Below are 22415 nucleotides of genomic sequence, written 5' to 3' on the forward strand. Positions count from 1 at the left end.
AACGAACGTAGAACCTCAAGTCCGCTTCAGGTCAAGCGCGCGACCCTCGCCGGAGGTGTTCGCCGGGGAGGGCCGGACGACGTCCACCACGGTCCCGCCGCCCGGACCCGTGGCCGGCCGCGGACGACCCGGGCACCGGCCGCTTCCCGCCGCCGGACCTCGACCTGACGTTCGCCGGGATCGCCGCGCGCCGAGGCGGCTGAGGCCGCCTCGCGTACCTCTCGGCGTGCGGGACGACACACGCGCCCCGCGCCCTCGTGGACGAGGCGATCCACCTCACCTCCGTGTTCCTGCTCGCAGGGCTCTCCGGGGTGATCGGCACACTGCGGCGAGTACCGGACGCCGTCGCCGGGACGACGGCCCGTATGTTCCATGACGCCCTGGTCACCGCCCGCGACGAACCGGCCCGGACGGCGCGGCAGGTCCGCGTCCACTACGGCGAAGCCCCGGCGGTGTGGGCGGCCCGCCACCACGCCGGCATCCGACGCCCCTGTTCTCCGCGTGCACGGTCGCGGGCCGCATTTTATGTTGATTCGGTGGCGCGGCAGCGGCCGTCGAACGGGCGGCCACCCGTCACCGTCCGCACCGGGAGCACGTCATGACGTCCGCCACCGAGCATCGCACCCACGAGGGCCACGACCACCGGCACCAGGAGAGCTGCGGCCACGTCGCCGTCCCACACGGCGACCACGTCGACTATGTGCACGACGGACACATCCACCGCGCACATGACGGGCACATCGACGAGTGCGTGACCACCGGGCACCGGCCGCACGAGGGCCACGGACACCAGCACGGAACCGGCTGCGGCCATGTCGCCGTGCCCCATGACGACCATGTCGACTATGTGCACGACGGCCATCGGCACGCCGCCCACGAGGGGCACTGGGACGACCACTGAACCACCCGGCACCGCACACCGGGCACGGGCCGGGCTCGGATCACCAACTGCTCTTGGTCACCCCCGGAAGCTCGCCCGCGTGCGCCATCTCGCGCAGACGGATGCGGGACAGACCGAAGGCGCGCAGATGACCGCGGGGGCGGCCGTCCACGGAGTCGCGGTTGCGTACGCGGGTGGCGCTGGCGTCGCGGGGCTGCCGGCGCAGTTCCCGCTGGGCGGCGGCGCGTTCCTCGTCGGACGTCCGGACGGACGAGATGACCGCCTTCAGCTCGGCGCGGCGCTCGGCGTGGCGGGCCACGACGAGCCGTCGCCGCTCGTTCTTCGCGATCTTGCTCTTCTTCGCCATCAGACCTTCCCTCCCCGGGCGCGGATGCGCGCGACCGCCGCCTCGACACCGATCGTGTCGACCGTCTTGACGCCCTTGGCGGAGAGCGTGAGCCGGACATGGCGGCCTTCGCTCGGCAGCCAGTAGCGCTTGCGCTGGATGTTCGGGTCGAAGCGGCGCTTGCTCCGCCGGTGGGAGTGCGAGATCTGATGCCCGAAGCCGGGCTGTCGGCCGGTGAGTTGGCAGTGAGCGGACAAAGGTCCTCCTTTTCGATGTCGATCGATGGCAGCACACTAACAGCTAGATGAAAATGAAATTCAATACCGTGTACAGTGCGGTCCATGGCCCGTAACGAACTGCGTCCGATCATCAAGATGAGGTCCACCGCCGGCACCGGCTACACCTACGTGACCCGCAAGAACCGCCGCAACGACCCCGACCGCCTGACGCTGCGCAAGTACGACCCGGTCGCCGGGCGCCACGTCGACTTCCGTGAGGAGCGCTGAGTACCGTGAAGCCCGGAATCCACCCCCCGTACCGCCCCGTCGTCTTCCGCGACCGGGCCGCCGGCTTCGCCTTCCTCACCCGGTCGACGGCCACCAGCGACCGGACCGTCGAGTGGGAGGACGGCAACACCTACCCGGTCATCGACGTCGAGATCTCCTCGGCGAGCCACCCCTTCTACACCGGCACCCAGCGCGTCCTGGACACCGCGGGCCGGGTCGAGCGCTTCGAGCGGCGCTACGGACGCGAACGGAGCGGACAGTGAGCGGGGGCCGGGCACGGCTGCCGGTCGCGATCGTCGCCGGACTCCACGCCGACGCCCGCCGGGCGGCCGTCGACGAGATTCTGCGCGCGGTGCCCGGCGCGGTCGCCCTGCACCACGATCTGACGTCCGCCGTCGACGGTTCGGTGCACCGGACCGTGCGGGACGCCGACGGCCTGCTCGACAGCGGGGACGCGCCCCTGGTGAACGACTGCGCGTGCTGCGCGCTGCGCGAGGACCTCGTCCCGGAACTGACACGGCTCGCGGAAACGGGCGCTCACCGGCTGGCCGTCGTGGAACTGTGGGACTCCGTCGAACCCCACGGCATGACCCCGGTCATCGCGTCCGAGGGCGCGCCGCTGGCACTGACCGGGGTGGCCACCGTGGTCGACCCCGCCCTGGTCCTGCCGTACCTGACCAACGGCGACGACCTCGCCGACGTGGGCCTCGCCGCCGCCCCGGCCGACCGGCGCACAGTCGCCGACACCTTCGCCCGGCAACTGGAATACCCCACAGTGATCGCCGTCGTCGAGGACGACGGGATCGCCGACGACGGCGACCGCGCGCTGCTCGCCCAGCTCACGCCCGGCGCGCGCAAGGTGACCGCGGGAAGCGGGGCCCTGGGCACCGCCCTGCTGGCGGGCTTCGACCCCGAAGCGGCCACCGCCCGCGTGCATCCCGCGTGCGCGCTGCTGCCGCAGGAATGCGACGAGCACGGTGTGAGCACCTTCGTCTGGCGGCACGAGCGGCCCTTCCACCCACAGCGCCTCTACGCGGCGCTGGAGGACCTGACCTGCGCCGCCGCGCGCAGCCGTGGGCGGTTCTGGCTGGCGGACCGCCCCGACACCCTGCTCTCCTGGGACGCCGCGGGCGGCGCGCTGTGCGTGGAGTCGGCCGGTCCCTGGCTGGCGGCCCTGCCCGACGCCGCCTGGGAGATGGTGCCCGCGGAGCGCCGCGTCGCCACCTCGGTGGACTGGCACCCGGAACACGGCGACCGCCGCCAGTACCTCACCTTCACCGCTCCCGGCCTGGACCGCGACAACCCGCACGCCCTCCTCGACTCGTGCCTGCTCACCGATGACGAATACGCGGCGGGCCGGAACCGTTGGGAACAACTTCCGCACGTGTTCGACGACTTGCTCGACCCGGTGTCCTGAAGCCGCGTACGCACCGCACGGTGTGCGAAGAAAGGAACGATCCCGTCATGCCCCGACGCACGAGCACCGACCGGCGCACCGCGAAACGCGCCAACCCGCTGGACACCGCCGGCATCACCTACGTCGACTACAAGGACACCGATCTGCTGCGCGGGTTCATCTCCGACCGGGGGAAGATCCGCAGCCGCCGGGTGACCCATGTGACACGCCGGCAGCAGCGGCAGATAGCGCGGGCCGTCAAGAACGCGCGCGAGATGGCCCTGCTTCCCTACGGTTCCCGACAGAGCTGAACCCTGCCGGCGAACGGTGTTCGTCCCGCCCACCCGGCGGGACGAACGCCGCCCCGGCGGGCGGTGCGGCCGGGCACCCGCGCGGGTGCCGATCACGCCGACGCGGCCGGGCGCACGGCCGTGCTGTCCGTCGGCGCACCACTCGTGCCGACGGCGGTCGGCGACGTGCTGCCCGGCCGGGGGCGCGGTGCTCCGGCGGCCCGGGCAGCAGGACCGTAACCGGGGAACCGGCTCCACGGATCACGCGTCCGTGCCCCGGCCGGTCACCAGCCTGTTCGGTGATCCGACGGTCCCGGGCCGGCAGCCGTCGCACACGCCCGTGAGTTCGACGGTGTGGTCCACGGCGTGGAACCCGACGTCGCGTGCGAGCCCCGCCACCCGCTCCTCGACCTCCCCGGAGCCGACGGCCGGGCTGAGGCCGCACACCCGGCAGACGAGGTGGTGGCGGTGGCCCTCGTCCGGCCTGGTCCGGTGGAAACGCTCGCCGCCGCTGTCGCGCACCACGTCGACCTGCCCGGCCGCTTCCGGCGACCGGAGCGTGCGGCAGACGGTGGTCAGCCCCACCGCCGTGCCGTCCGCGGCCGGAGCCGCGTGCGGGCTCTGCGCCGGGACGAAGTCGTCCCAGCCGCGCGGGGCTTCGAGGACCGCGGCTCGCCGCGGGGCGGTGCGCCACTCGCCGCGGGCCGTTCCGCGCACGAATGTGTCTTCCGTCGTTCATGGGTGCCGTCCGGGCACCGCCGGAGCGGGCACGGACGGCACCACGCCCGGACCGGAGAAGGCCGCGCACAGGCCCGGCCGGGCGCCGGTCTCAGTCCTCGGGACGCGACAGCCCCCGCCGGCAGGCGGGCACGAGGTGCTGTGGCACCCGGTGGGTCACGCCGCTCACCGTGACGGGTACCGGGTTCGGAGTGCTCGCCTTCCACCGGGCGCGGCGGTGACGGGTGCCGCTGCGGGACATCTCGCGCTTGGGCACGGCCATGGGCGGTTCCTCTCGGTTCGGAACGGTCGTACGGGAGACACCGTCAGCATGCGACAGCGGTTTTCATGCGCGATGGGCGCCGGGACGCGCGCATCAGGCGGTTCCGCCCGGCTGCCAGGTGCCGGCGAGCGTCGACGGGGTGAGGATCAGGTCGGGGTGTCCCTGTCCCGCCAGACGCCCCTCGCGCAGCAGGAGGCAGGCGTCGGCCGCGCGGGCGGCGTCCAGGTCGTGCGTGGCGTGGACGACGGTCACGCCGTCGGCGACCAGCTCCGTCAGCAGCGTCGCGATGCGCTCCCTGGCCTCGGGGTCGAGCCCGGTGGTCGGCTCGTCGAGCAGGAGCAGGTCCGACTCCTGGGCGAGCCCCTGGGCGATGAGGGCGCGCTGCCTCTGTCCGCCGGACAGGTCCCCGAGCTGACGGGCGGCCAGACCGGCGATGCCCATGCGGTCCATGACCGCGTCCACGGTGGCACGGTCCCGCCGGGTCAGCCGGCGCCACGGGCCGCGTTCGCCCCAGCGCCCCATTTCCACGGTCTGCCGGACCGTCAACGGCAGTGCGTCACCGACCGCGCCGCGCTGGGGGACGAACGCCGGTGGCCGGCTGCCGGCGTGGTGCAGCTCGCCCGCTGTGGGCCGGATCACTCCGGCCAGGACGCCGAGCAGGGTGGACTTCCCGCTGCCGTTCGGGCCGATGAGCGCTGTGGTGGCCAACGCCGTTATTTCACCGGTGAGTCGGTGGAGCACCGGAGGGCCGGCGTAGCCCGCGGACAGCTCGGTGAAGCGGATGCGGGTCGTCGTGTCCTCGGGGGCGGTGGAGGGGAGGCCGGATTTTTTGAACATGATTTTCATTGTAGTGTGCTCGCATGGAGTGGTTGACAGCCCCTTTCGAGGCGACCTTCGTGCAACGCGCCTTGTGGGGCGGGATTCTGGTGTCGGCGATCTGCGCCCTGGCGGGCACATGGGTGGTGCTGAGGGGGATGGCCTTCCTCGGTGACGCCATGTCGCACGGGCTGTTGCCCGGAGTGGCGCTCGCCGCGCTGCTGGGCGGCAACCCGATGGTGGGGGCGCTGCTGAGCGCGGCGGTCATGACGGCCGGTGTCACCGCCCTCGGCCGCACCCCGCGGCTGTCCCAGGACACCGGTATCGGGCTGCTGTTCGTGGGGATGCTGTCGCTCGGCGTCATCATCGTGTCGCGGTCGCAGTCCTTCGCGGTGGACCTGACAGGCTTCCTCTTCGGTGACGTCCTCGCCGTGCGCGAACAGGACCTGGCGCTGCTGGGCGTGGCCCTCGTGCTGGCCCTGGCCGTCTCGGTCCTCGGCCACCGTGCCTTCCTGGCCCTGGCGTTCGACCCGCGCAAGGCCCGCACCCTCGGACTGCGTCCGCGTCTGGCCCATGCGGTGCTGCTCGGCCTGCTGGCGCTGGCCATCGTCGCCTCCTTCCACATCGTGGGGACGCTGCTGGTGCTGGGCCTGCTCATCGCTCCGCCGGCGGCCGCGCTGCCCTGGGCGCGCGGTGTGCGGGGCGTGATGGTCCTCGCGGCGCTGCTCGGCGTGACCGCCACCTTCTGCGGCCTGCTGCTGTCCTGGCACCTGGGCACCGCCGCCGGCGCGACCGTCTCCGCCCTGGCCGTGAGCCTGTTCTTCCTCTCCCACCTGGGATCCGGCATCCGCCACCGCCGCACCCACCCGGCCGGCGACCGACTGAGAAAGACCTGAGAGGCGATGTCCTTGTTCGTCCGAAAAAACGTTACTGCCGGGGTGCCGGCCGCGTTCGTGGCCCTCGTGCTGCTCACCGCGGGCTGCGCGGGGCAGGACGACGGCACGTCCTCCCCGGAAGCGGGCTCCACGGCCTCCGCCACCCCGCACGGGTACGTCGAAGGAGCACAGGAGGCAGCCGAGCAGCAGTCACGGCTGGTGCTCAACGACCCGGCCACCGGAGACACCCGTGTACTGGACCTGATCACCGGCGGGGCACACGAGGAGTCCCGGACGACGGGCACCACGGAACTCACCACGGACGGCCGGTTCGGCTACTTCCACACCCCGGACGGCACCCGCGTCCTCGACGCCGGCACCTGGACGGTGGACCACGGCGACCACGTGCACTACTACCGCGCCGCGATACGCGACGCCGGCAGGTTCCCGGCGGGCTCGGGCGCGCGGGTGCGCGGCGACGCGGCCGTCACCGCGGTGACCGGTGAGGACGGCCGGGCCACGGTCCACCGCCGGGCCGACCTGGAGGAGGGCCGCGTCGGCTCCCCCCGCACGCTCCCCGGAACCCACGCCGGGACGGTGGTGCCGTACGCGGAACACCTGCTGACCCTCACCGGCGACGGGCAGGGCGGCACGCCGAAGGTCGCGGTGTACGACCGTGAGGGCGGGCGCGTGGAGTCCCCGGACACCACCTGCGAGGACCCGGCGGGCGACGCCGTCACCCGGCGCGGCGTCGTCTTCGGCTGCGCCGACGGCGCCCTGCTGGTCCGCGAGGACGACGGGGACTTCACGGCCGAGAGGATCCCGTACGGCCGCGACCTGCCCGCGGGGGAACGGGCGTCGTCCTTCCGCCACCGCGCGGGCAGCGACACCCTCACCGCACCGGCCGGGGACCGGGCCGTGTGGGTGCTGGACGTCACCGAACGCACGTGGACCCGCGTGGAGACCGGCCCGGTCGTCGCGGCCAACACCGCCGGAGAGGGCTCCCCGCTGCTCGTCCTGGAGACCGACGGAGCACTGCACGGCTACGACACCGCCACCGGCGAGCAGGTCGCCCGGACCGGGCGGCTCCTGACCGGAAACCCGCGGGCGGGCGGTGGCGGACGCGGACCCGTGATCGAGGTCGACCGCAGCCGCGCCTACCTCAACGACCCGGAAGGCAGCCGCGTGCACGAGATCGACTACAACGACGGCCTGCGCGTCGCCCGCACCTTCGACCTGGACATGAAGCCCGCGCTGATGGTGGAGACCGGACGATGACGACACCGAGGCGAACCGTTCCGCGGCCGCGCCGCCTCCTGGCGGTCCTGACCGCCCTCGTCTGCGCGAGTACGGCCACCGCCTGCACGAGCGGCGACGAGCGGCCCCGGGTCGTGGTGACGACCAACATCCTGGGCGACATCACCCGCGAGGTCGTCGGCGACGAGGCCGAGGTCACCGTACTGATGAAGCCCAACGCCGACCCGCACTCCTTCGGCCTGTCGGCCGTGCAGGCCGCCGAACTGGAACGCGCCGACCTGGTGGTCTTCAACGGCCTGGGCCTGGAGGAGAACGTACTGCGGCACGTGGAGGCCGCCCACGAGTCCGGCGTCGCCACCTTCGAGGCCGGCAGGGCGGTGGACCCGCTCACCTTCCGGAAGCAGGCCGACGGAGGTCCCGAGGAGGAGGCCGGGCAGCCCGACCCGCACTTCTGGACCGACCCCGACCGCGTGCGCGAAGCCGCCGGTCTGATCGCCGACCAGGTGATCGAGAACGTGGACGGCGTCGACGAGGAGGCGGTCCGGGACAACGCCGGGCGCTACGACGCACGACTCGCCGGCCTCACCACCTGGATGGAGAAGTCCTTCGACGGCATACCCGAGGACCGGCGCGCCCTGGTGACCAACCACCACGTCTTCGGCTACCTCGCCGACCGCTTCGGCTTCCGGGTGATCGGCGCGGTCATCCCCAGCGGCACCACCCTGGCCTCACCCAGCTCCTCCGACCTGCGCTCGCTCACCGAGGCCATGCGCGAAGCGGGCGTGCGCACCGTCTTCGCCGACTCCTCCCGGCCCACCCGCCTGGCCGAGGTCCTGCGCACGGAACTCGGCGGCGAGGTACGCGTCGTCGAGCTCCACTCCGAGTCGCTGACCGGGAAGGGCGGGGGCGCCGACACCTACCTGCGGATGATGCGCGCCAACACCGAGGCCATGACCGACGGCCTGACCACCGGCTGAACCCGCACCGTCGTGCCGGGCCGGCACGACCGGCCGACACCACCCATCACCCATCACCCATCACCCACCCACCCACCCACCACACCGACGCCGCGCCCGCGCGGCCGGAAGGGAACACACACAGTGAACAAGTCGATACGCGGCAGAGCCGTCTCCGGTACGGCCCTCGCCCTCGCGGTGTCCGCGGTCCTGACCGCCTGCGGGGGAGGGGACGGCGCCTCGTCCGACACGAAGGCGGCGAAGGCGACGCCCGGCGCCACACCCGCCGGCGACGTCAAGGACCCGCTGGTCGCCACCTTCGACGGGGGCCTGTACATCCTGGACGGCGAGAGCCTCGAACTCACCAGGACCATCGAGCTGCCCGGCTTCAACCGGGTCAACCCCGCCGGGGACGACGACCACGTCATCGTCTCCACCGACGCGGGCTTCCGCGTCCTCGACGCCGCCGGGCAGACCCTCACCGGCATCACCTACGAGGGGGCCAAGCCCGGACACGTCGTACGGCACGCCGGCAGGACGGCGCTCTTCACCGACGGCACCGGAGAGGTCAACGTCTTCGACCCCGCCGACCTGAGCAGCGGCAAGAAGCCGGAGGGGCGCACCTACACCTCCGCCGAGGCACACCACGGCGTCGCCATCGAACTGGCCAGCGGTGAACTCCTCACCACCCTCGGCACCGAGGAGAAGCGCACCGGCGCGCTGGTGCTGGACAAGAACGACAAGGAGATCGCGCGCAACGAGAGCTGCCCCGGCGTCCACGGCGAGGCCGCGGCCCAGGGCGAGGCCGTCGCCGTCGGCTGCGAGGACGGCGTCCTGATCTACAAGGACGGCGAGTTCACCAAGGTGGACGCCCCCGACGACTACGGCCGCATCGGCAACCAGGCGGGCAGCGACGCCTCGCCGGTCCTCCTGGGCGACTACAAGACCGACCCCGAGGCCGAACTGGAGCGGCCCACCCGTATCTCCCTCATCGACACCAGGACCGCGAAGCTGCGCCTGGTCGACCTCGGCACCAGTTACTCCTTCCGCTCACTCGGACGCGGACCGCACGGCGAGGCGCTCGTCCTCGGCACGAACGGCACCCTCCACGTCATCGACCCCGGGACCGGCGAGGTGGAGAAGGAGATCCCCGTCGTCGACGCGTGGCAGGAACCGCTGGACTGGCAGCAGCCCCGGCCCACCCTCTTCGTCCGCGGCCACACCGCGTACGTCTCCGAACCGGGCGAGCGGGGACTCCACGCCGTCGACATCGAGACCGGTGAGAAACTGGCGTCGGTGACCCTGCCGAAGAGCACGAACGAACTCTCCGGCGTCACCGCCGGCCACTGACGGCCGACTCGGCAAGGCGACGGCGCCCCGGCCCGCCGGCCCGATCCGGCGCGGCCGGGGCGCCGCCGCAGGCGACCTCGACCCGCTCGCCGAGCCCGCGCGGCGCCTCCTGACGTCGCGTCGGAGAGGAGCCGGCGGGCCGTGGGCCGACATCGGTGACGAGCCTTCTGTCATGACCATTGCCGACAGCGACACACCTCGCTATGTTAATCGAAAATCACATCTGTGCGACGAGATCCCTCACGCATCGGTCGCGCAACCGGCAGGTCTGCGAAGGCATCTGGAACCATCTGGCCCATCAGGGAAGCAGGTAAGTCAATGGAGAACCTCAGCAGGCGAAAGGCCCTGTCACTAGGTGTCGCACTCGGCCTCGTGGGTGTGGCGAACCCCGTCCGGGCATGGGCGTCGGAGGGCTCGGTGACGGGGGCCGCCGCGGGAACCGGTCCGGAGTGGATCTGGGACGACGCGGCGGACCCCCTGATGGCTTCGATGCTCGACGACGGACACGTTCCGGCGATCAACACCGCATGGGCGTCCTGGGTGAACAACGACGACCCGCTGCCCGGCGGCCTGCCGGCCGAATTCGCCGCGTACCTGCGGCAGGTCAACCGGCTGCCCTCCTGGGCCGACCCCGCCAAACTGGCCCGCGCCGCCGACTTCAACCGGCGCCGGGACACGTACCTCTTCATGCTGTACGGCCTCGGCAGCGGCATCATGAGCACCGTGATCCCGCGCGAGGCCAAGAGCGTCTACTGGTCCGCGGGCGGCGCCGACATGCAGGACCGCGCGGCCAAGACGTTCACGTTCGGCTACGACCTGTCCCAGCTGGGAGCCTTCGAGCCGACGGGACAGTTCGTCGTCACCGCCAACAAGACGCGCGTGGTGCACGCCGCGGTACGCCACCTGCTGCCGCAGTCGCCGCACTGGCGGGCGGTCGCCGACGAGACCGTCCCGATCAGCGCCGCCGACATCCTCGTCACCTTCCACAGCCTGGGCACCTACGTGCACCGGAAGCTGCTCGACTGGAGAATCCCGTACCCGGCAGCGGACCAGGAGGCGTTCCTGCACTCGTGGCAGGTCGCCGTCCACCTGCTCGGTGTGCCGTACGAGCACATCCCCAAGACCTGGGCGGCCGCCGAGAAGCAGTCGGCGCAGGTGCTCACCCCGATCCTCACCCCGTCGACCGAGGGCATCAAGCTGGCCGAGGAACTGCTCGGCCTGACCGCGCAGATCGACCTCGGCGTCACGCGCGGGTTCCTGAACGAGTTCGTGCGCTACGTCCTCAGCGACGAGGTCGGCGACTGGCTGGGACTGAAGCGCGACTACGCGGCGGCGGCCCTGGTCCGCACCGCGTGGCCGGCGTTCATCCTGTTCCGTGAGGGGCTGTCGCCCGTCATGCCCGGCACCTTCTACATGTTCGACCAGTTCGTGCGCGCCCTGGCCATGCTGTTCCTCAACAAGGGCTCCTCCGGGACCACCACCCCCATCACGATCCCCACCGGGAACAGGGCGGGCTGAGCCGCCGAACCGGTCCCGCCCGCGCCCGCCCCGCGGCAGACGGACCGAGGGGCGGGCATCAGGGTGACTCCCGCACGAGGCGCCTCCCGGCGCGGAGCCCCGCCGCTGCCGGGTTCCGGCGGCCGTTCAGAGACCCAGAGCGCCCACGACCAGAGCGGTCACGGCCGCACGACGGCCGGGGCTGTCCCGCCACCGCAGTCTGCGTCCCGCCTCGACCACCACACCGAACCCCGCGTGCACCAGTACCCTGGCCTGGCGCGGGTCCAGCTCCGGACGGACCAGCCGCAACTGCTGCTCCCAGACGGCGATGTGTTCCCGCTGGGCGAGGAGCAGGGGCCGTCGCAGGTCGGCCGGCAGGCCGGCGAGCTCGGCCTCGGCGACGCTGTTGAGTTCGGTGTACTCGAAGCTGTAGGCCACATACGTCGCCGCCAGCATGACGACGGCGTCGTGCGGGCCGGCCACCTCGTGCAGACTCCGCTCCACACCCTGGGCCAGCAGCCCCGCCGCCTGGAGGCACGCCGCCGCCAGGATGTCGATCTTGCCGGGGTAATGCCGGTAGAGCGCGGACGGGGTGAGCCCCACCGCCTGAGCGATCTGTCCGTTCGTGACGTTGGCGAATCCGTCCCGGGCGAACAGCGGGACGGAGGCCGCGAGGATCTCCGCGCGCCGTGTGCGCGGCACCGGCCGGGCGGGCAGCTCGACGGGGCGCGTGCCCGGCCGGCCCGCCGCCGGATCGGTCGCGGCCACGCGCAGCGCGGACGCCAGCAGCAGCTCCTCGGCCCGGCGCCCGGCGATGGAGGTGCGGTGCATCGTGATGGACCCGATCGCACCGAGGGCCGCCATGGCCCGCAGCCGCTCGTCGGGCAGCGGGCGCTCGTGCTGCACCGCCTCGTCGACCCGCTCGACGAGACGGCCGAACTTCACCGCGAGACGCCGGCGGTCCTCACGGTCGAGGTACCGGGCCTCCCACCGGTACACGCCGCCCGACGCGCGATGAGCGACGGTGACCCGGGTGACGGCGGTGAGCACGTCCGTCAGGGACGCCCCGGACGGCACCTCGTCGAGCGCGGCGACCAACCCGTCCACCATGACGTGGGCGCACGCGGCGAACAGCGCGTACTTGTTCGGGAAGTGCCGGTACAGAGCGGTCGCGGTGATCCCCACACCGGCGGCGACCTCCTCCATGGACGCCTTGTGGTAGCCGCGCTCGCTGAAAACCCGCCCGGCCGCTTCGACGATGAGCTGCTTGCGGTTGCGGGGCCGGGTGGCCGCGGCCGGGGCGGTCGCGGCCGAACGGGCGGGCGGGGAGGCGGGAGCCATGCCGATCAGTCAATCACACACCGTCAGCGGGCCGGGCTCCCTCGGAGCGGACCGACAGGACGCGAGCGGGCACACGGTCCGGCACCGCCGCTCCCGGTGCGGGAGCGGCCGGCCAGGTGAAGGTTCAGGCGAAGGTGAGCACCGGCTTGACCACGCTGCCGTCCCCCATGGCGGCCACGGCCGCGCCGATGTCCTCGAACGGGAACGTGGTGACCAGCCGCTCGACCGGGAAGAGGCCGCGCCCGTGCAGGCCGATCAGCTCGGGGATGAAGCGGCCGGGGTCGGAGTCCCCCTCGATCACCCCGTGGACGCGGACGCCCTTGGCGAGCAGGACCGTCACGTCGAACGTCACCTCACCGCCGAGGCCGAGGAGGGCGAGTTCGCCGCGCGGGCGCAGCGCGCCGACGGCCCGGCGGGCCATCTCCGGACGGCCGGTGGTCTCGACGACGTGGTGCGCGCCGCCGCCGGTGAGGTCGCGCAGCGCCGCCGTCAGGCCGTCCCCGGGGGCCAGGGCCGCCTTGGCGCCCAGTCCGGTGGCCAGGGCGCGGCGGGAGGCGACCGGGTCGACGGCCACCACCGGGTCGCAGCCCACGGCCACCGCGGCCATCAGCGCGCTCAGCCCGACCCCGCCCGCGCCCAGGACGACCAGCGAGGAGCCCGGTCCGGGGCGCAGCCGGTTGAGCACGGTGCCCGCGCCCGTCTGGCCGCCGCAGCCCAGCGGCGCGGCGACCACGGCCGGCAGGCCGGAGGGCACCTTGACCACGCCGCGTTCGTGGACGACGGCGTACGTGGCGAAGCTGGACTGGCCGAAGAAGCCGGCGTGCAGCGGTGCGCCGTCGAGGGAGAGCGGGGTGGTGCCGTCGTCGCGTCCACCGGAGAAGTTCCGGGCCCGCGCGGTGTGGCAGTAGGCCGGATGGCCCGCCGCGCACTGCTCGCAGGCGCCGCAACTGGCGAAGGTGAGGCAGACATGGTCCCCCGGTACGAGACCGGTCACCTCCGCGCCCACCGCCTCGACCCGGCCGGCGCCCTCGTGGCCGAAGACCATCGGGGTGAGGTGCCGGGGCCAGGTGTCCCGCATCCCCAGGTCGGTGTGGCAGACGCCGACCGCGGCCATCCGCACCAGCACCTCGTGCGGCCGCGGGTCCTCGAGGTCCGCGTCCCGGACGGTGAACGGGGCACCCGGCGCCTCGGTGACCGCGGCGCGGACACGCCTCACGAGCCCTCTTCGGCACGGGGAGCCCCGTGCGGGGCATCGGGGGCGCGATGGAGGAAGAAGTAGTAGAAGGGGCCTTCGGCGGGGACGCCCTTGGCGTTCATGATCCCCATCAGTGTGGTGTCGTCCACCCGCTTGAAGTGGTCGAGGACCGGCCGGCCGTCGTAGACCATGGTGGCCGTCGACTCGCCGCGGAACTCGACGGTCCACAGGCTGGCCTCGCCCATGCCGAGCTCACGGTTGGAGTACAGCTCGCCCTTCTCGTTCCGGCAGATCAGCGGCTTGGCGTCGTGGACGGCGGCGAACGTCTTGCCGTACCAGCCGGCCTTCGCCAGCGTGCCGTTGAGGGGGTGGCCGGTGTCGAACTCGCCGCCCTTCCACTCACCGAGGATCTCCTCGGGGCGGACGGTCGCCAACGCCGCCCAGATCTCGTCGAGTTCGGAGGGGTCGACCGGGCCGTCCTTCTCCCGGAGCTCCTGGAACCGGGCGCGGGCCTCGAGCACGTCCATGTGGGCTGTCCTCTCGTCGGTGCTGGAACCATGGGGGTGGAACGTGGGGATGTGGCCGGCGGTGCCGTACGGCGGTGCCGTGCCGCGTCACCGGGAGGCGCGCGGAGCCGGACCCCGGGAGGCCCGGGTCCGCGCGGGGGAGAAGTGCCGCGGGAGTGCGAGGGCGGGGTCGCCGGTGACCGCGCCGGGGTGGCCCACGGTGCCGAGGCTCAGCAGCACATGGCGTTCGGCGACCTCCTCCGCGGTGAGCGGGCCGTCCTCGCGGAACCAGTTGGCGACCCCCTGGCACATGATGAGCACCGCACGCACCGCGTCGGCCGGGACCGGCGTGGTGAACACGCCGCGGGCACGGCCCGCCTCGACCGTGTCCAGCAGCATGTGCTGGAGATAGTCGCGCAGGGCGACGTAGCGGGCCCGGTTCTGCGGCTCCAGGCTGCGGATCTCGGTGTCCAGGAAGGCCAGTTGCTGGCGGTGGGCCATGTAGAGCACGATCGACTCGACCATGCCGCAGAACCGGGCCAGCGGATCGTCCCCGGCCTCCCCGGCCGCGGTCCGGCAGCGGTCCAGGACGTCCTTGATGGAGGTCTCGAGGAGCGTGGCCAGCAGCGCCTGCTTGTTCTCGTAGTGGTAGTACAGCGCGGGCACGGTGACGCCGACCCGGCCGGCGATGTCCCGGACCGAAGTGCCGTGGTAGCCGTGCTCGTTGAAGGCCTCCATGGCGTGGACCAGGATCGGGTGCAGGTCGAGCGGTCCGTAGGAGCGCCAGTGCTCCGTCGAGGGCGTGGTGTCCTGGCTCGGCTCGGTGCTCAACGACTCTCCTCAAGACGGGCGGCGATCGGCGACATCGTACGGCCGTGAGTCCGCGTCATCTCCTTCCGGCAGCTTAGCGATCGATCAGGAAAACGGGGAGACCGGCGTCCGGCTCGATGTCGCTTCCCCGGTGCGGGGCCGTAAAAACTCCCGCAGTCAAGGTAGTTGACCGACTGTCCGCACTCTCCTACGTTCTTAGCGAACGCTCAGTAAGGTCCCGGTCGAGCGGCGGCGAGCCCACCGCGCACCGAGAGAGGAACCCATGAGCCAGCACCCTCCCGACCCACCCGGCCGCCGCACGGCGGGCCCGCTGGACGGCGTGCGCGTGGTCGAACTGGCGGGGATCGGCCCCGGTCCGTTCGCCGCGATGCTCCTCGCCGACCTGGGCGCCGACGTGGTGCGCGTGGACCGCCCCGGTCCCTCGCCGCTCGGCGGCGATCCCGCCCGTGACGTGACCAACCGCAACAAGCGCTCCGTCCTGGTCGACCTCAAGTCACCCGAAGGACCGGGAACGGTACGGGCGCTGGCGGCGCGCGCCGAGATCCTGGTGGAGGGGTACCGGCCCGGTGTGGCGGAGCGGCTCGGGGTCGGCCCCGAGGAGTGCATGGCCGACAACCCCGCGCTGGTGTACGGCCGGATGACCGGCTGGGGCCAGCGGGGGCCCCTCTCCTCCCTGGCCGGACACGACATCGGCTACATCGCCACCGCCGGCGCCCTGTCCATGATCGGCACGCCGGACGGACCACCCGCCGTCCCCGTCAACCTGCTCGGCGACTACGCGGGCGGCTCCCTCTACCTCACCACCGGCGTCCTCGCCGCGCTGCTCACCGCCCGCGCCACCGGCCGCGGCCAGGTGGTGGATGCCGCGATCGTGGACGGCACCGCACACCTCACGGCCATGTTCTGGGGCATGCTCGCCGAGGGCACTTGGCAGGACGCCCGCGGTCACAACCTGCTCGACGGCGGCTGCCCCCACTACGGCGTCTACGAGACCGCCGACGGCGGCTGGATGGCGGTCGGCGCCCTGGAACCGCAGTTCTACACGGTGTTCGTCTCCCTGCTCGGCCTGGACGGCGAGGACCTGCCGGACCGCGCCGACCCGCGCAACTGGCCCGAGCTGCGCGCCGTGTTCACCGCCCGGTTCAGGACCGCCACCCGTGCGGAGTGGACGGCCCTCTTCGAAGGCACCGACGCCTGCGTCGCGCCCGTGCTCTCGCTGCACGAGGCGGCCGGTCACCGGCACCTGACCGGACGCGGCACCTACACGGAGGCGTACGGCATCACCCAGCCCGCCCCCGCCCCCCGCTTCTCCGACACCCCCGGCACCCTCCGCCTCCCCCCGGCCGCCCCCGGCGCGCACACCACCGACGTGGCCCGTGACTGGGACGTACCCGAACTGATCGAGGACCACCGCTGATGGAACTCTCCTCACCCCTGACGTACGCGGGCGACCCGCGCGCCGCCGCGGACCGGGCCGCCGCCCTGGAGTCCGCGGGGCTCGACGCCGTCTGGGTGGCCGAGGCCTACGGCTTCGACTCCCCGACGGTCATGGGATACCTCGCCGCGAAGACCGAGCGGATGCGGATCGGCTCGGCGATCCTCAACGTCTACTCCCGCAGCCCCGCGCTGATCGCCCAGACCGCGGCCGGACTCGACGCCCTCACCGGCGGACGCGCGATCCTCGGCGTCGGCGCCTCCGGACCCCAGGTCGTCGAGGGCTGGCACGGCCGCCGCTACGACCGCCCGCTGGGCCGCACCCGCGAGGTGATCGAGCTGTCCCGGCGGATCTGGCGGCGCGAGGTGATCGAGCACCACGGCATCACCGACCTGCCCCTGCCGGCCGAGAAGGGCGGCACCCTCGGCAAACCGCTGAAACTGCTGAACCACCCGGTCCGCGACACCGTCCCCGTGTACGTCGCCGCGCTCGGCCCGGCCAACGTCCGCATGACCGCCGAACTCGCCGACGGCTGGCTGCCGTTCCTCTACGTCCCCGAACACGCCGCCAAGGTCTGGGGCGGACCGCTCGCCGAGGGCACCGCACGGCGCGACCCCGCGCTCGGCCCGCTCTCGGTCGTGGCGGGCGGCCCGCTGGCCATCGGCGACGACGCCGAGGCCGTCCGTGACCTGATGCGCCCCACCGTCGCCCTCTACGTCGGCGGCATGGGCGCACCCGGCCGCAACTTCTACCACGACCTGGTCTGCTCCTACGGCTACGAGTCCGCCGCCGCCACGATCCAGGAGCACTACCTCGCGGGCCGCAAGAAGGACGCGGAGGCCGCCGTACCGGCCGAACTGCTGGAGCTCCTCTGCCTGGCCGGCCCCGAGGGCTACGTCCGCGACCGCGTCGAGGCGTTCCGCGAGGCGGGCGTGACCATGCTCGACGTCACCCCCGTCGGCCCCGATCCCGCCCGGCTGATCGAGCACGTGAGGAGTTGGCTGTGACCCTGGAACGCGATCTGTACGGCCCCGACCACGAGGCCTTCCGCGAGACCGTCCGCGCCTTCCTCGCCAAGGAGGTGGCCCCGCACCACGAACGCTGGGAGAAGGACGGCGTCGTCGACCGCGAGGTGTGGCGCTCGGCGGGCCGCCAGGGCCTGCTGGGCATGGCCGTCGGCGAGGAGTACGGCGGCGGCGGGACCGACGACTTCCGGTACAGCGCCGTCCTCATCGAGGAGTTCGCCCGCGCGGGTGCCTCCGGGCTCGCCCTGAGCCTGCACAACGACATCGTCGGCCCCTATCTGACCCGGCTCGCCACCGAGGAGCAGAAACGCCGCTGGCTGCCCGGATTCGTCTCCGGCGACCTCGTCACCGCCATCGCCATGACGGAACCCGGCGCCGGCTCCGACCTCCAGGGCATCCGCACCACCGCCACCGACCGGGGCGACCACTACCTGCTCAACGGCGCGAAGACCTTCATCTCCAACGGCATTCTCGCCGACCTCGTCGTCGTGGTCGCCCGCACCACCCCCGAGGGCGGCAGCGGCGGGCAGAGCCTGCTCGTCGTCGAGCGCGGCACGGAGGGCTTCGAACGGGGCCGCAACCTCGAGAAGATCGGCCAGAAGGCCCAGGACACCGCCGAGTTGTTCTTCGACGACGTACGCGTCCCCAAGGAGAACCTGCTGGGCGAGGAGAACCGGGCCTTCACCCACCTCATGGGCAACCTCGCCCAGGAACGGCTGGCCATCGCGGTCGGCGCCGCCGCCGCGGCCGAGGAGATCCTGGACGTCACCACGCGGTACGTGAAGGAACGCGAGGCGTTCGGGAGGCCGCTGGCCAAACTGCAGCACATCCGCTTCGAGATCGCCGAGATGGCCACCGAGACCGCGGTCACCCGCACCTTCCTCGATCGCTGCGTCACCGAACACAGCCGGGGCGAACTCGACGCCGTACACGCCTCGATGGCCAAGTGGTGGGCCACCGAACTGCAGAAGCGGATCGCCGACCGCTGTCTGCAACTCCACGGCGGATACGGCTACATGACCGAGTACCGGGTCGCCAAGGCGTTCGTCGACGGCCGCATCCAGACCATCTACGGCGGCACCACCGAGATCATGAAGGAGATCATCGGCCGCTCCCTGCTCGCTTGAGCGCCGGCCGACCTCCCCGACCACACCCGTGTCGCGTTCGCGGCTCCTTCAGATTCGACCCGGAAGGCACCCAAGGTGAGCACCGAAGCGTACGTGTACGACGCGATCCGCACCCCGCGCGGTCGCGGCAAGGCAGGCGGGGCCCTGCACGGCACCAAGCCGGTCGACCTGGTCGTCGGCCTGATCCACGAGATCCTCCGCCGCTTCCCGGCCCTCGACCCGGCGGCGATCGACGACATCGTCCTCGGTGTGGTCAGCCCCCTGGGCGACCAGGGCGCGGACATCGCCCGCACCGCCGCCGTCCTCGCGGGTCTGCCGGAGACGGTGGCGGGCGTCCAGGAGAACCGCTTCTGCGCGTCCGGTCTCGAAGCCGTCAACATGGCGGCGGCGAAGGTCCGTTCGGGCTGGGAGGACCTGGTCCTGGCGGGCGGCGTGGAGTCCATGTCGCGGGTCCCGATGGGCAGTGACGGCGGCGCCTGGGCGCTGGACCCGCGGACCAACCACGACACCGGCTTCGTCCCCCAGGGCGTCGGCGCCGACCTGATCGCCACCCTGGAGGGCTTCTCCCGGCACGACGTGGACTCCTATGCCGCGCTCTCCCAGGAGCGGGCCGCCGCCGCATGGAAGGAAGGACGCTTCGACCGCTCCGTCGTCCCCGTGCGGGACCGGAGCGGGCGGCTGGTCCTCGACCGGGACGAGCACATGCGGCCCGGCACGACGGCCGAATCGCTGGGCAGGCTGAAGTCGTCCTTCGCGGACATCGGCGAACTGGCCGGCTTCGACGCGGTGGCGCTGCAGAAGTACCACTGGGTGGAGCGGATCGACCACGTCCACCACGCGGGCAACTCCTCCGGCATCGTCGACGGCGCCGCGCTCGTCACCATCGGCAGCGAGGAGGCCGGCGGGCGGCACGGCCTGACCCCGCGGGCCCGGATCGTCTCCGCCGCGGTCTCCGGGGCCGACCCCACCATCATGCTGACCGGGCCCGCGCCCGCCTCCCGCAAGGCGCTCGCCAAGGCCGGCCTGACCGTCGACGACATCGACCTGGTCGAGATCAACGAGGCGTTCGCCGCCGTCGTCCTGCGCTACGTCAGGGACATGGGGCTGAGCCCGGACCGGGTCAACGTCAACGGCGGCGCCATCGCCATGGGGCACCCGCTCGGCGCGACCGGCGCGATGATCCTCGGCACCCTCGTGGACGAACTGGTCCGCCGCGACCTGCGGTACGGGCTGGCCACCCTGTGCGTCGGCGGCGGCATGGGCATCGCCACCGTCGTCGAACGCCTCTGAATCCCAGCGACCCGCCACCTCACTCACGGAGACTTCCTCATGACCGAGAGCACCACCATCCGCTGGGAAGAGTCCGACGACCACGTGGTCACCCTCGTCCTCGACGACCCGGACCAGTCCGCCAACACCATGAACGCCGCGTTCATCGACTCGCTGGACGCCGTCGCGGCGCGGCTGGCGGAACGCCGCGACACCGTCCGGGGCGTCATCGTCACCTCCGCCAAGAAGAGCTTCTTCGCCGGAGGCGACCTGCGCGACCTGATCTCCGTCACTCCCGGGACCGCGGAGGCCTCCTTCGAGGCCGGGATGCGCGTCAAGCGCTCGTTGCGCGTCCTGGAGACACTGGGCAAGCCGGTCGTCGCCGCGATCAACGGCGCGGCCCTGGGCGGCGGTTACGAGATCACCCTGGCCTGCCACCACCGCGTGCTGCTGGACGGCCCGGCCGTCCGTGTCGGGCTTCCCGAAGTCACCCTGGGGCTGCTGCCCGGCGGCGGGGGAGTGACCCGCACGGTCCGTATGTTCGGTGTGGCGGACGCCCTGCGGAAGGTCCTCCTGGAGGGCACCCGGTACGGGCCGGCGCGCGCCCTGGAGGCCGGCCTGGTCGACGAGATCGCCGCCGGTCCGGACGAACTCCTCGCCAAGGCGCGGGCGTTCGTCGACGCCCACCCCGAGTCCGCGCAGCGCTGGGACGCCCCCGGGTACCGCATCCCCGGCGGCACCCCCTCGAATCCGCAGCTGGCAGCCCAACTCCCCGCCCTTCCGGCGATGTTGAAGAAGAAGACGGGCGGCGCCCCGTACCCGGCCCCGCGCAACATCCTCGCGGCGGCCGTGGAGAGCTCCCAGGTGGACGTGGAGACGGCCTTCGTGGTGGAAGCCGGGTACCTGACGGAACTGGTCACCGGGCAGATCACCAGGAACATGATCCAGGCGTACTTCTTCGACCTGGGGGCCGTGAACTCCGGCGCCGGCCGTCCCCGGGGCGTCGAGCCGCGCAGGGTGACCAGGGTGGCCGTGCTCGGCGCGGGCATGATGGGCGCGGGCATCGCCCACTCCTGCGCGCTGGCGGGGATCGACGTCGTGCTGAAGGACGTGTCGGCACAGGCGGCGGCCAAGGGCAAGGGCTACTCGGAGAAGCTGTGCGCCAAGGCCGTGTCGCGCGGTCGCACCACGCGGGAGAAGGCCGACGCCCTGCTGGCCCGCATCACCCCGACCGCCGACGTCCGGGACCTGGCCGGCTGCGACGCGGTGATCGAGGCGGTCTTCGAGGACACCGGCCTCAAGCACAAGGTGTTCCAGGAGATACAGGAGGTCGTCGCCCCCGACGCGCTGCTGTGCTCCAACACCTCCACCCTGCCCATCACCGTCCTCGCCAAAGGGGTGCAGCGGCCACAGGACTTCGTCGGCCTGCACTTCTTCTCGCCGGTCGACAGGATGCCGCTGGTGGAGATCGTCAGGGGCGAGAAGACGGGGGACGAGGCGCTGGCGCGCGCCTTCGACCTGGTGCGGCAGATCCGCAAGACGCCGATCGTGGTCAACGACTCGCGCGGCTTCTTCACCTCCCGGGTCATCGGCCGCTTCATCGACGAGGGCGTCGCCATGGTCGGCGAGGGCATCGAACCCGCCTCCGTCGAGCAGGCCGCCGCCCGGGCCGGCTACCCGGCCAAGGTCCTCGGCCTGATGGACGAACTCACCCTCACCCTCCCGCGCAGTATCCGCGAGGAGACCCGCCGCGCGGCCGAGGCGTCGGGCCGCTCCTGGGAGCCGCACCCCGCGGACGCGGTGGTGGACCGCATGATCGACGAGTTCGGCCGCCCCGGACGGTCCGGCGGCGCGGGCTTCTACGACTACGTCGACGGCAGGCGCGCCGGGCTCTGGCCGGGGCTGCGCGAGCACTTCACGGACCCCGCGAAGCAGCCCGCCGACCTGACCGAGATGGTGGAGCGGATGCTCTTCGTCGAGGCGCTGGACTCGGTGCGCTGCCTGGAGGAGGGCGTGCTGGTCTCGGTGGCGGACGCCAACATCGGCTCGCTGCTCGGCATCGGCTTCCCGCCGTGGACGGGCGGCGTGCTGCAGTACATCAACGGCTACGAGGGCGGCCTGCCCGGCTTCGTGGCCCGCGCGCGTGAGCTGGCCGCGAAGCACGGCGAGCGCTTCGCCCCGCCCGAACTGCTGCTGCGCAAGGCCGAACGGGGCGAGACCTTCACCGACTCCTGACCCGCTCCGGGGGTTCGCGGCGTCGTGTGCCTCCTGAGCACTGGCGGGTTCCGTGGGCGGGGCCGTCGGTTTCCGGTCGGCATTCGTTCCGGGGGTTCGCGGCGTCGTGTGCCTCCTGAGCACTGGCGGGTTCCGTGGGCGGGGCCCTGCGTCCCCGGCCGACCGGACCCACGGGCGGCCCCCGCCTCCCCGTTATGTTCTTCGCGGCTCCGCAATGGGGCCGCTGGCCTCCGGGCCCGGCATGACTGTGTCCCCCTGTCGAAGTCGATGACCTGGGGGGTG

General features: G+C 72.5%; 24 protein-coding genes and 1 pseudogene. 16 read left to right on the forward strand and 9 right to left on the reverse strand.

From position 1 onward, the window contains the following. Positions 1–218: 218 nt before the first annotated feature. Together ACIA6T_RS30140 and ACIA6T_RS30145 are read left to right on the forward strand one after the other, a co-directional pair. Positions 219–602, forward strand: a pseudogene (locus ACIA6T_RS30140) (CHAT domain-containing protein); the annotation flags it as partial. After that, positions 599–901, forward strand: a complete 303-nt coding sequence (locus ACIA6T_RS30145; protein ID WP_399449664.1) for a hypothetical protein — start codon at positions 599–601, stop codon at positions 899–901. The pseudogene ACIA6T_RS30140 and the gene ACIA6T_RS30145, both read left to right, overlap by 4 nt. A gap of 40 nt (positions 902–941) precedes the next feature. On the opposite strand, the gene rpsN is transcribed toward ACIA6T_RS30145, so the two are convergent. Both rpsN and rpmB read right to left on the reverse strand, forming a co-directional pair. Further along, positions 942–1247 (reverse strand): 30S ribosomal protein S14, encoded by a 306-nt coding sequence (rpsN, locus tag ACIA6T_RS30150; protein ID WP_399449665.1) that lies wholly within the window; start codon positions 1245–1247, stop codon positions 942–944. Then, positions 1247–1483, reverse strand: a complete 237-nt coding sequence (gene rpmB, locus ACIA6T_RS30155; protein ID WP_399449666.1) for a 50S ribosomal protein L28 — start codon at positions 1481–1483, stop codon at positions 1247–1249. The genes rpsN and rpmB overlap by 1 nt, the downstream gene beginning before the upstream one ends. Before the next feature lie 84 nt (positions 1484–1567). Here rpmB and rpmG point away from each other — a divergent pair, with 84 nt between their 5' ends. The 4 genes from rpmG to rpsR are packed head-to-tail and all read left to right on the forward strand — an operon-like array spanning position 1568 to position 3439. Then, complete coding sequence (rpmG, locus tag ACIA6T_RS30160) at positions 1568–1732, forward strand: 50S ribosomal protein L33 (protein ID WP_399449667.1); 165 nt, start codon at positions 1568–1570, stop codon at positions 1730–1732. A 5-nt stretch (positions 1733–1737) separates the two neighbouring features. After that, positions 1738–1995: a type B 50S ribosomal protein L31 gene (locus ACIA6T_RS30165; RefSeq protein ID WP_399449668.1), complete on the forward strand. Its 258-nt coding sequence runs from the start codon at positions 1738–1740 to the stop codon at positions 1993–1995. Continuing rightward, on the forward strand, positions 1992–3149 hold the full coding sequence (locus tag ACIA6T_RS30170) for a CobW family GTP-binding protein (RefSeq protein ID WP_399449669.1): 1158 nt from the start codon (positions 1992–1994) through the stop codon (positions 3147–3149). Before ACIA6T_RS30165 ends, ACIA6T_RS30170 begins: the two co-directional genes overlap by 4 nt. 47 nt (positions 3150–3196) lie before the next feature. Then, positions 3197–3439 carry a 30S ribosomal protein S18 gene (rpsR, locus tag ACIA6T_RS30175; RefSeq protein WP_399449670.1) on the forward strand — a complete coding sequence of 81 codons (243 nt, stop codon included), beginning with the start codon at positions 3197–3199 and terminating at the stop codon, positions 3437–3439. A 240-nt stretch (positions 3440–3679) separates the two neighbouring features. Here the strand turns inward: rpsR and ACIA6T_RS30180 are convergent, their stop codons facing one another. The 3 genes from ACIA6T_RS30180 to aztA form a co-directional block, all read right to left on the reverse strand. Continuing rightward, positions 3680–4135, reverse strand: a complete 456-nt coding sequence (locus tag ACIA6T_RS30180) for a Fur family transcriptional regulator (protein WP_399449671.1) — start codon at positions 4133–4135, stop codon at positions 3680–3682. Positions 4136–4247: 112 nt separating this feature from the next. Beyond that, positions 4248–4418 (reverse strand): 50S ribosomal protein L32, encoded by a 171-nt coding sequence (gene rpmF, locus ACIA6T_RS30185; protein WP_399449672.1) that lies wholly within the window; start codon positions 4416–4418, stop codon positions 4248–4250. A gap of 93 nt (positions 4419–4511) precedes the next feature. Next, complete coding sequence (aztA, locus tag ACIA6T_RS30190) at positions 4512–5264, reverse strand: zinc ABC transporter ATP-binding protein AztA (protein WP_399449673.1); 753 nt, start codon at positions 5262–5264, stop codon at positions 4512–4514. Positions 5265–5278: 14 nt separating this feature from the next. On the opposite strand from aztA, the gene aztB reads away from it, so the two are divergent. The 5 genes from aztB (at position 5279) to ACIA6T_RS30215 (ending at position 11190) form a co-directional block, all read left to right on the forward strand. Beyond that, complete coding sequence (aztB, locus tag ACIA6T_RS30195) at positions 5279–6130, forward strand: zinc ABC transporter permease AztB (RefSeq protein WP_399449674.1); 852 nt, start codon at positions 5279–5281, stop codon at positions 6128–6130. Between the two features lie 6 nt (positions 6131–6136). Next, positions 6137–7387 carry a hypothetical protein gene (locus ACIA6T_RS30200; protein ID WP_399449675.1) on the forward strand — a complete coding sequence of 417 codons (1251 nt, stop codon included), beginning with the start codon at positions 6137–6139 and terminating at the stop codon, positions 7385–7387. Beyond that, a complete protein-coding gene (gene aztC, locus ACIA6T_RS30205; RefSeq protein ID WP_399449676.1) occupies positions 7384–8343 on the forward strand; it encodes a zinc ABC transporter substrate-binding protein AztC in 960 nt (319 codons plus the stop codon). Before ACIA6T_RS30200 ends, aztC begins: the two co-directional genes overlap by 4 nt. Before the next feature lie 123 nt (positions 8344–8466). After that, positions 8467–9672, forward strand: coding sequence for a zinc metallochaperone AztD (aztD, locus tag ACIA6T_RS30210; RefSeq protein WP_399449677.1), 1206 nt, complete (start codon positions 8467–8469; stop codon positions 9670–9672). A gap of 318 nt (positions 9673–9990) precedes the next feature. Continuing rightward, positions 9991–11190 carry an oxygenase MpaB family protein gene (locus tag ACIA6T_RS30215; protein WP_399449678.1) on the forward strand — a complete coding sequence of 400 codons (1200 nt, stop codon included), beginning with the start codon at positions 9991–9993 and terminating at the stop codon, positions 11188–11190. Positions 11191–11316: 126 nt separating this feature from the next. Here ACIA6T_RS30215 and ACIA6T_RS30220 read toward each other — a convergent pair whose 3' ends face one another. From ACIA6T_RS30220 to ACIA6T_RS30235, 4 genes are all read right to left on the reverse strand, one after another. Further along, positions 11317–12510 (reverse strand): TetR/AcrR family transcriptional regulator, encoded by a 1194-nt coding sequence (locus ACIA6T_RS30220; RefSeq protein WP_399449679.1) that lies wholly within the window; start codon positions 12508–12510, stop codon positions 11317–11319. A gap of 124 nt (positions 12511–12634) precedes the next feature. Further along, complete coding sequence (locus ACIA6T_RS30225) at positions 12635–13726, reverse strand: NAD(P)-dependent alcohol dehydrogenase (protein WP_399449680.1); 1092 nt, start codon at positions 13724–13726, stop codon at positions 12635–12637. Then, positions 13723–14232: a DUF4334 domain-containing protein gene (locus tag ACIA6T_RS30230; RefSeq protein WP_399449681.1), complete on the reverse strand. Its 510-nt coding sequence runs from the start codon at positions 14230–14232 to the stop codon at positions 13723–13725. The genes ACIA6T_RS30225 and ACIA6T_RS30230 overlap by 4 nt, the downstream gene beginning before the upstream one ends. An 87-nt stretch (positions 14233–14319) precedes the next feature. Continuing rightward, positions 14320–15042 carry a TetR/AcrR family transcriptional regulator gene (locus ACIA6T_RS30235; RefSeq protein ID WP_385194165.1) on the reverse strand — a complete coding sequence of 241 codons (723 nt, stop codon included), beginning with the start codon at positions 15040–15042 and terminating at the stop codon, positions 14320–14322. A gap of 262 nt (positions 15043–15304) precedes the next feature. Between ACIA6T_RS30235 and ACIA6T_RS30240 the strand changes: the two genes are divergently transcribed. From ACIA6T_RS30240 to ACIA6T_RS30260, 5 genes are all read left to right on the forward strand, one after another. Then, entirely contained in the window at positions 15305–16459 is a 1155-nt protein-coding gene (locus ACIA6T_RS30240; RefSeq protein ID WP_399449682.1) for a CaiB/BaiF CoA transferase family protein, read from the forward strand. Then, positions 16459–17484: an LLM class F420-dependent oxidoreductase gene (locus ACIA6T_RS30245; protein WP_399449683.1), complete on the forward strand. Its 1026-nt coding sequence runs from the start codon at positions 16459–16461 to the stop codon at positions 17482–17484. Before ACIA6T_RS30240 ends, ACIA6T_RS30245 begins: the two co-directional genes overlap by 1 nt. Beyond that, complete coding sequence (locus ACIA6T_RS30250; RefSeq protein WP_399449684.1) at positions 17481–18629, forward strand: long-chain specific acyl-CoA dehydrogenase; 1149 nt, start codon at positions 17481–17483, stop codon at positions 18627–18629. Before ACIA6T_RS30245 ends, ACIA6T_RS30250 begins: the two co-directional genes overlap by 4 nt. A gap of 75 nt (positions 18630–18704) precedes the next feature. Further along, the gene (locus tag ACIA6T_RS30255) at positions 18705–19919 is read left to right on the forward strand and encodes an acetyl-CoA C-acetyltransferase (RefSeq protein WP_399449685.1); all 1215 of its coding nucleotides are present in this window, start codon (positions 18705–18707) and stop codon (positions 19917–19919) included. A 39-nt stretch (positions 19920–19958) separates the two neighbouring features. Next, positions 19959–22133 (forward strand): 3-hydroxyacyl-CoA dehydrogenase NAD-binding domain-containing protein, encoded by a 2175-nt coding sequence (locus tag ACIA6T_RS30260; protein WP_399449686.1) that lies wholly within the window; start codon positions 19959–19961, stop codon positions 22131–22133. Positions 22134–22415: the final 282 nt, after the last annotated feature.

This window comes from Streptomyces sp. NPDC051740, from assembly GCF_044453165.1.
GTDB lineage: Bacteria > Actinomycetota > Actinomycetes > Streptomycetales > Streptomycetaceae > Streptomyces > Streptomyces atrovirens.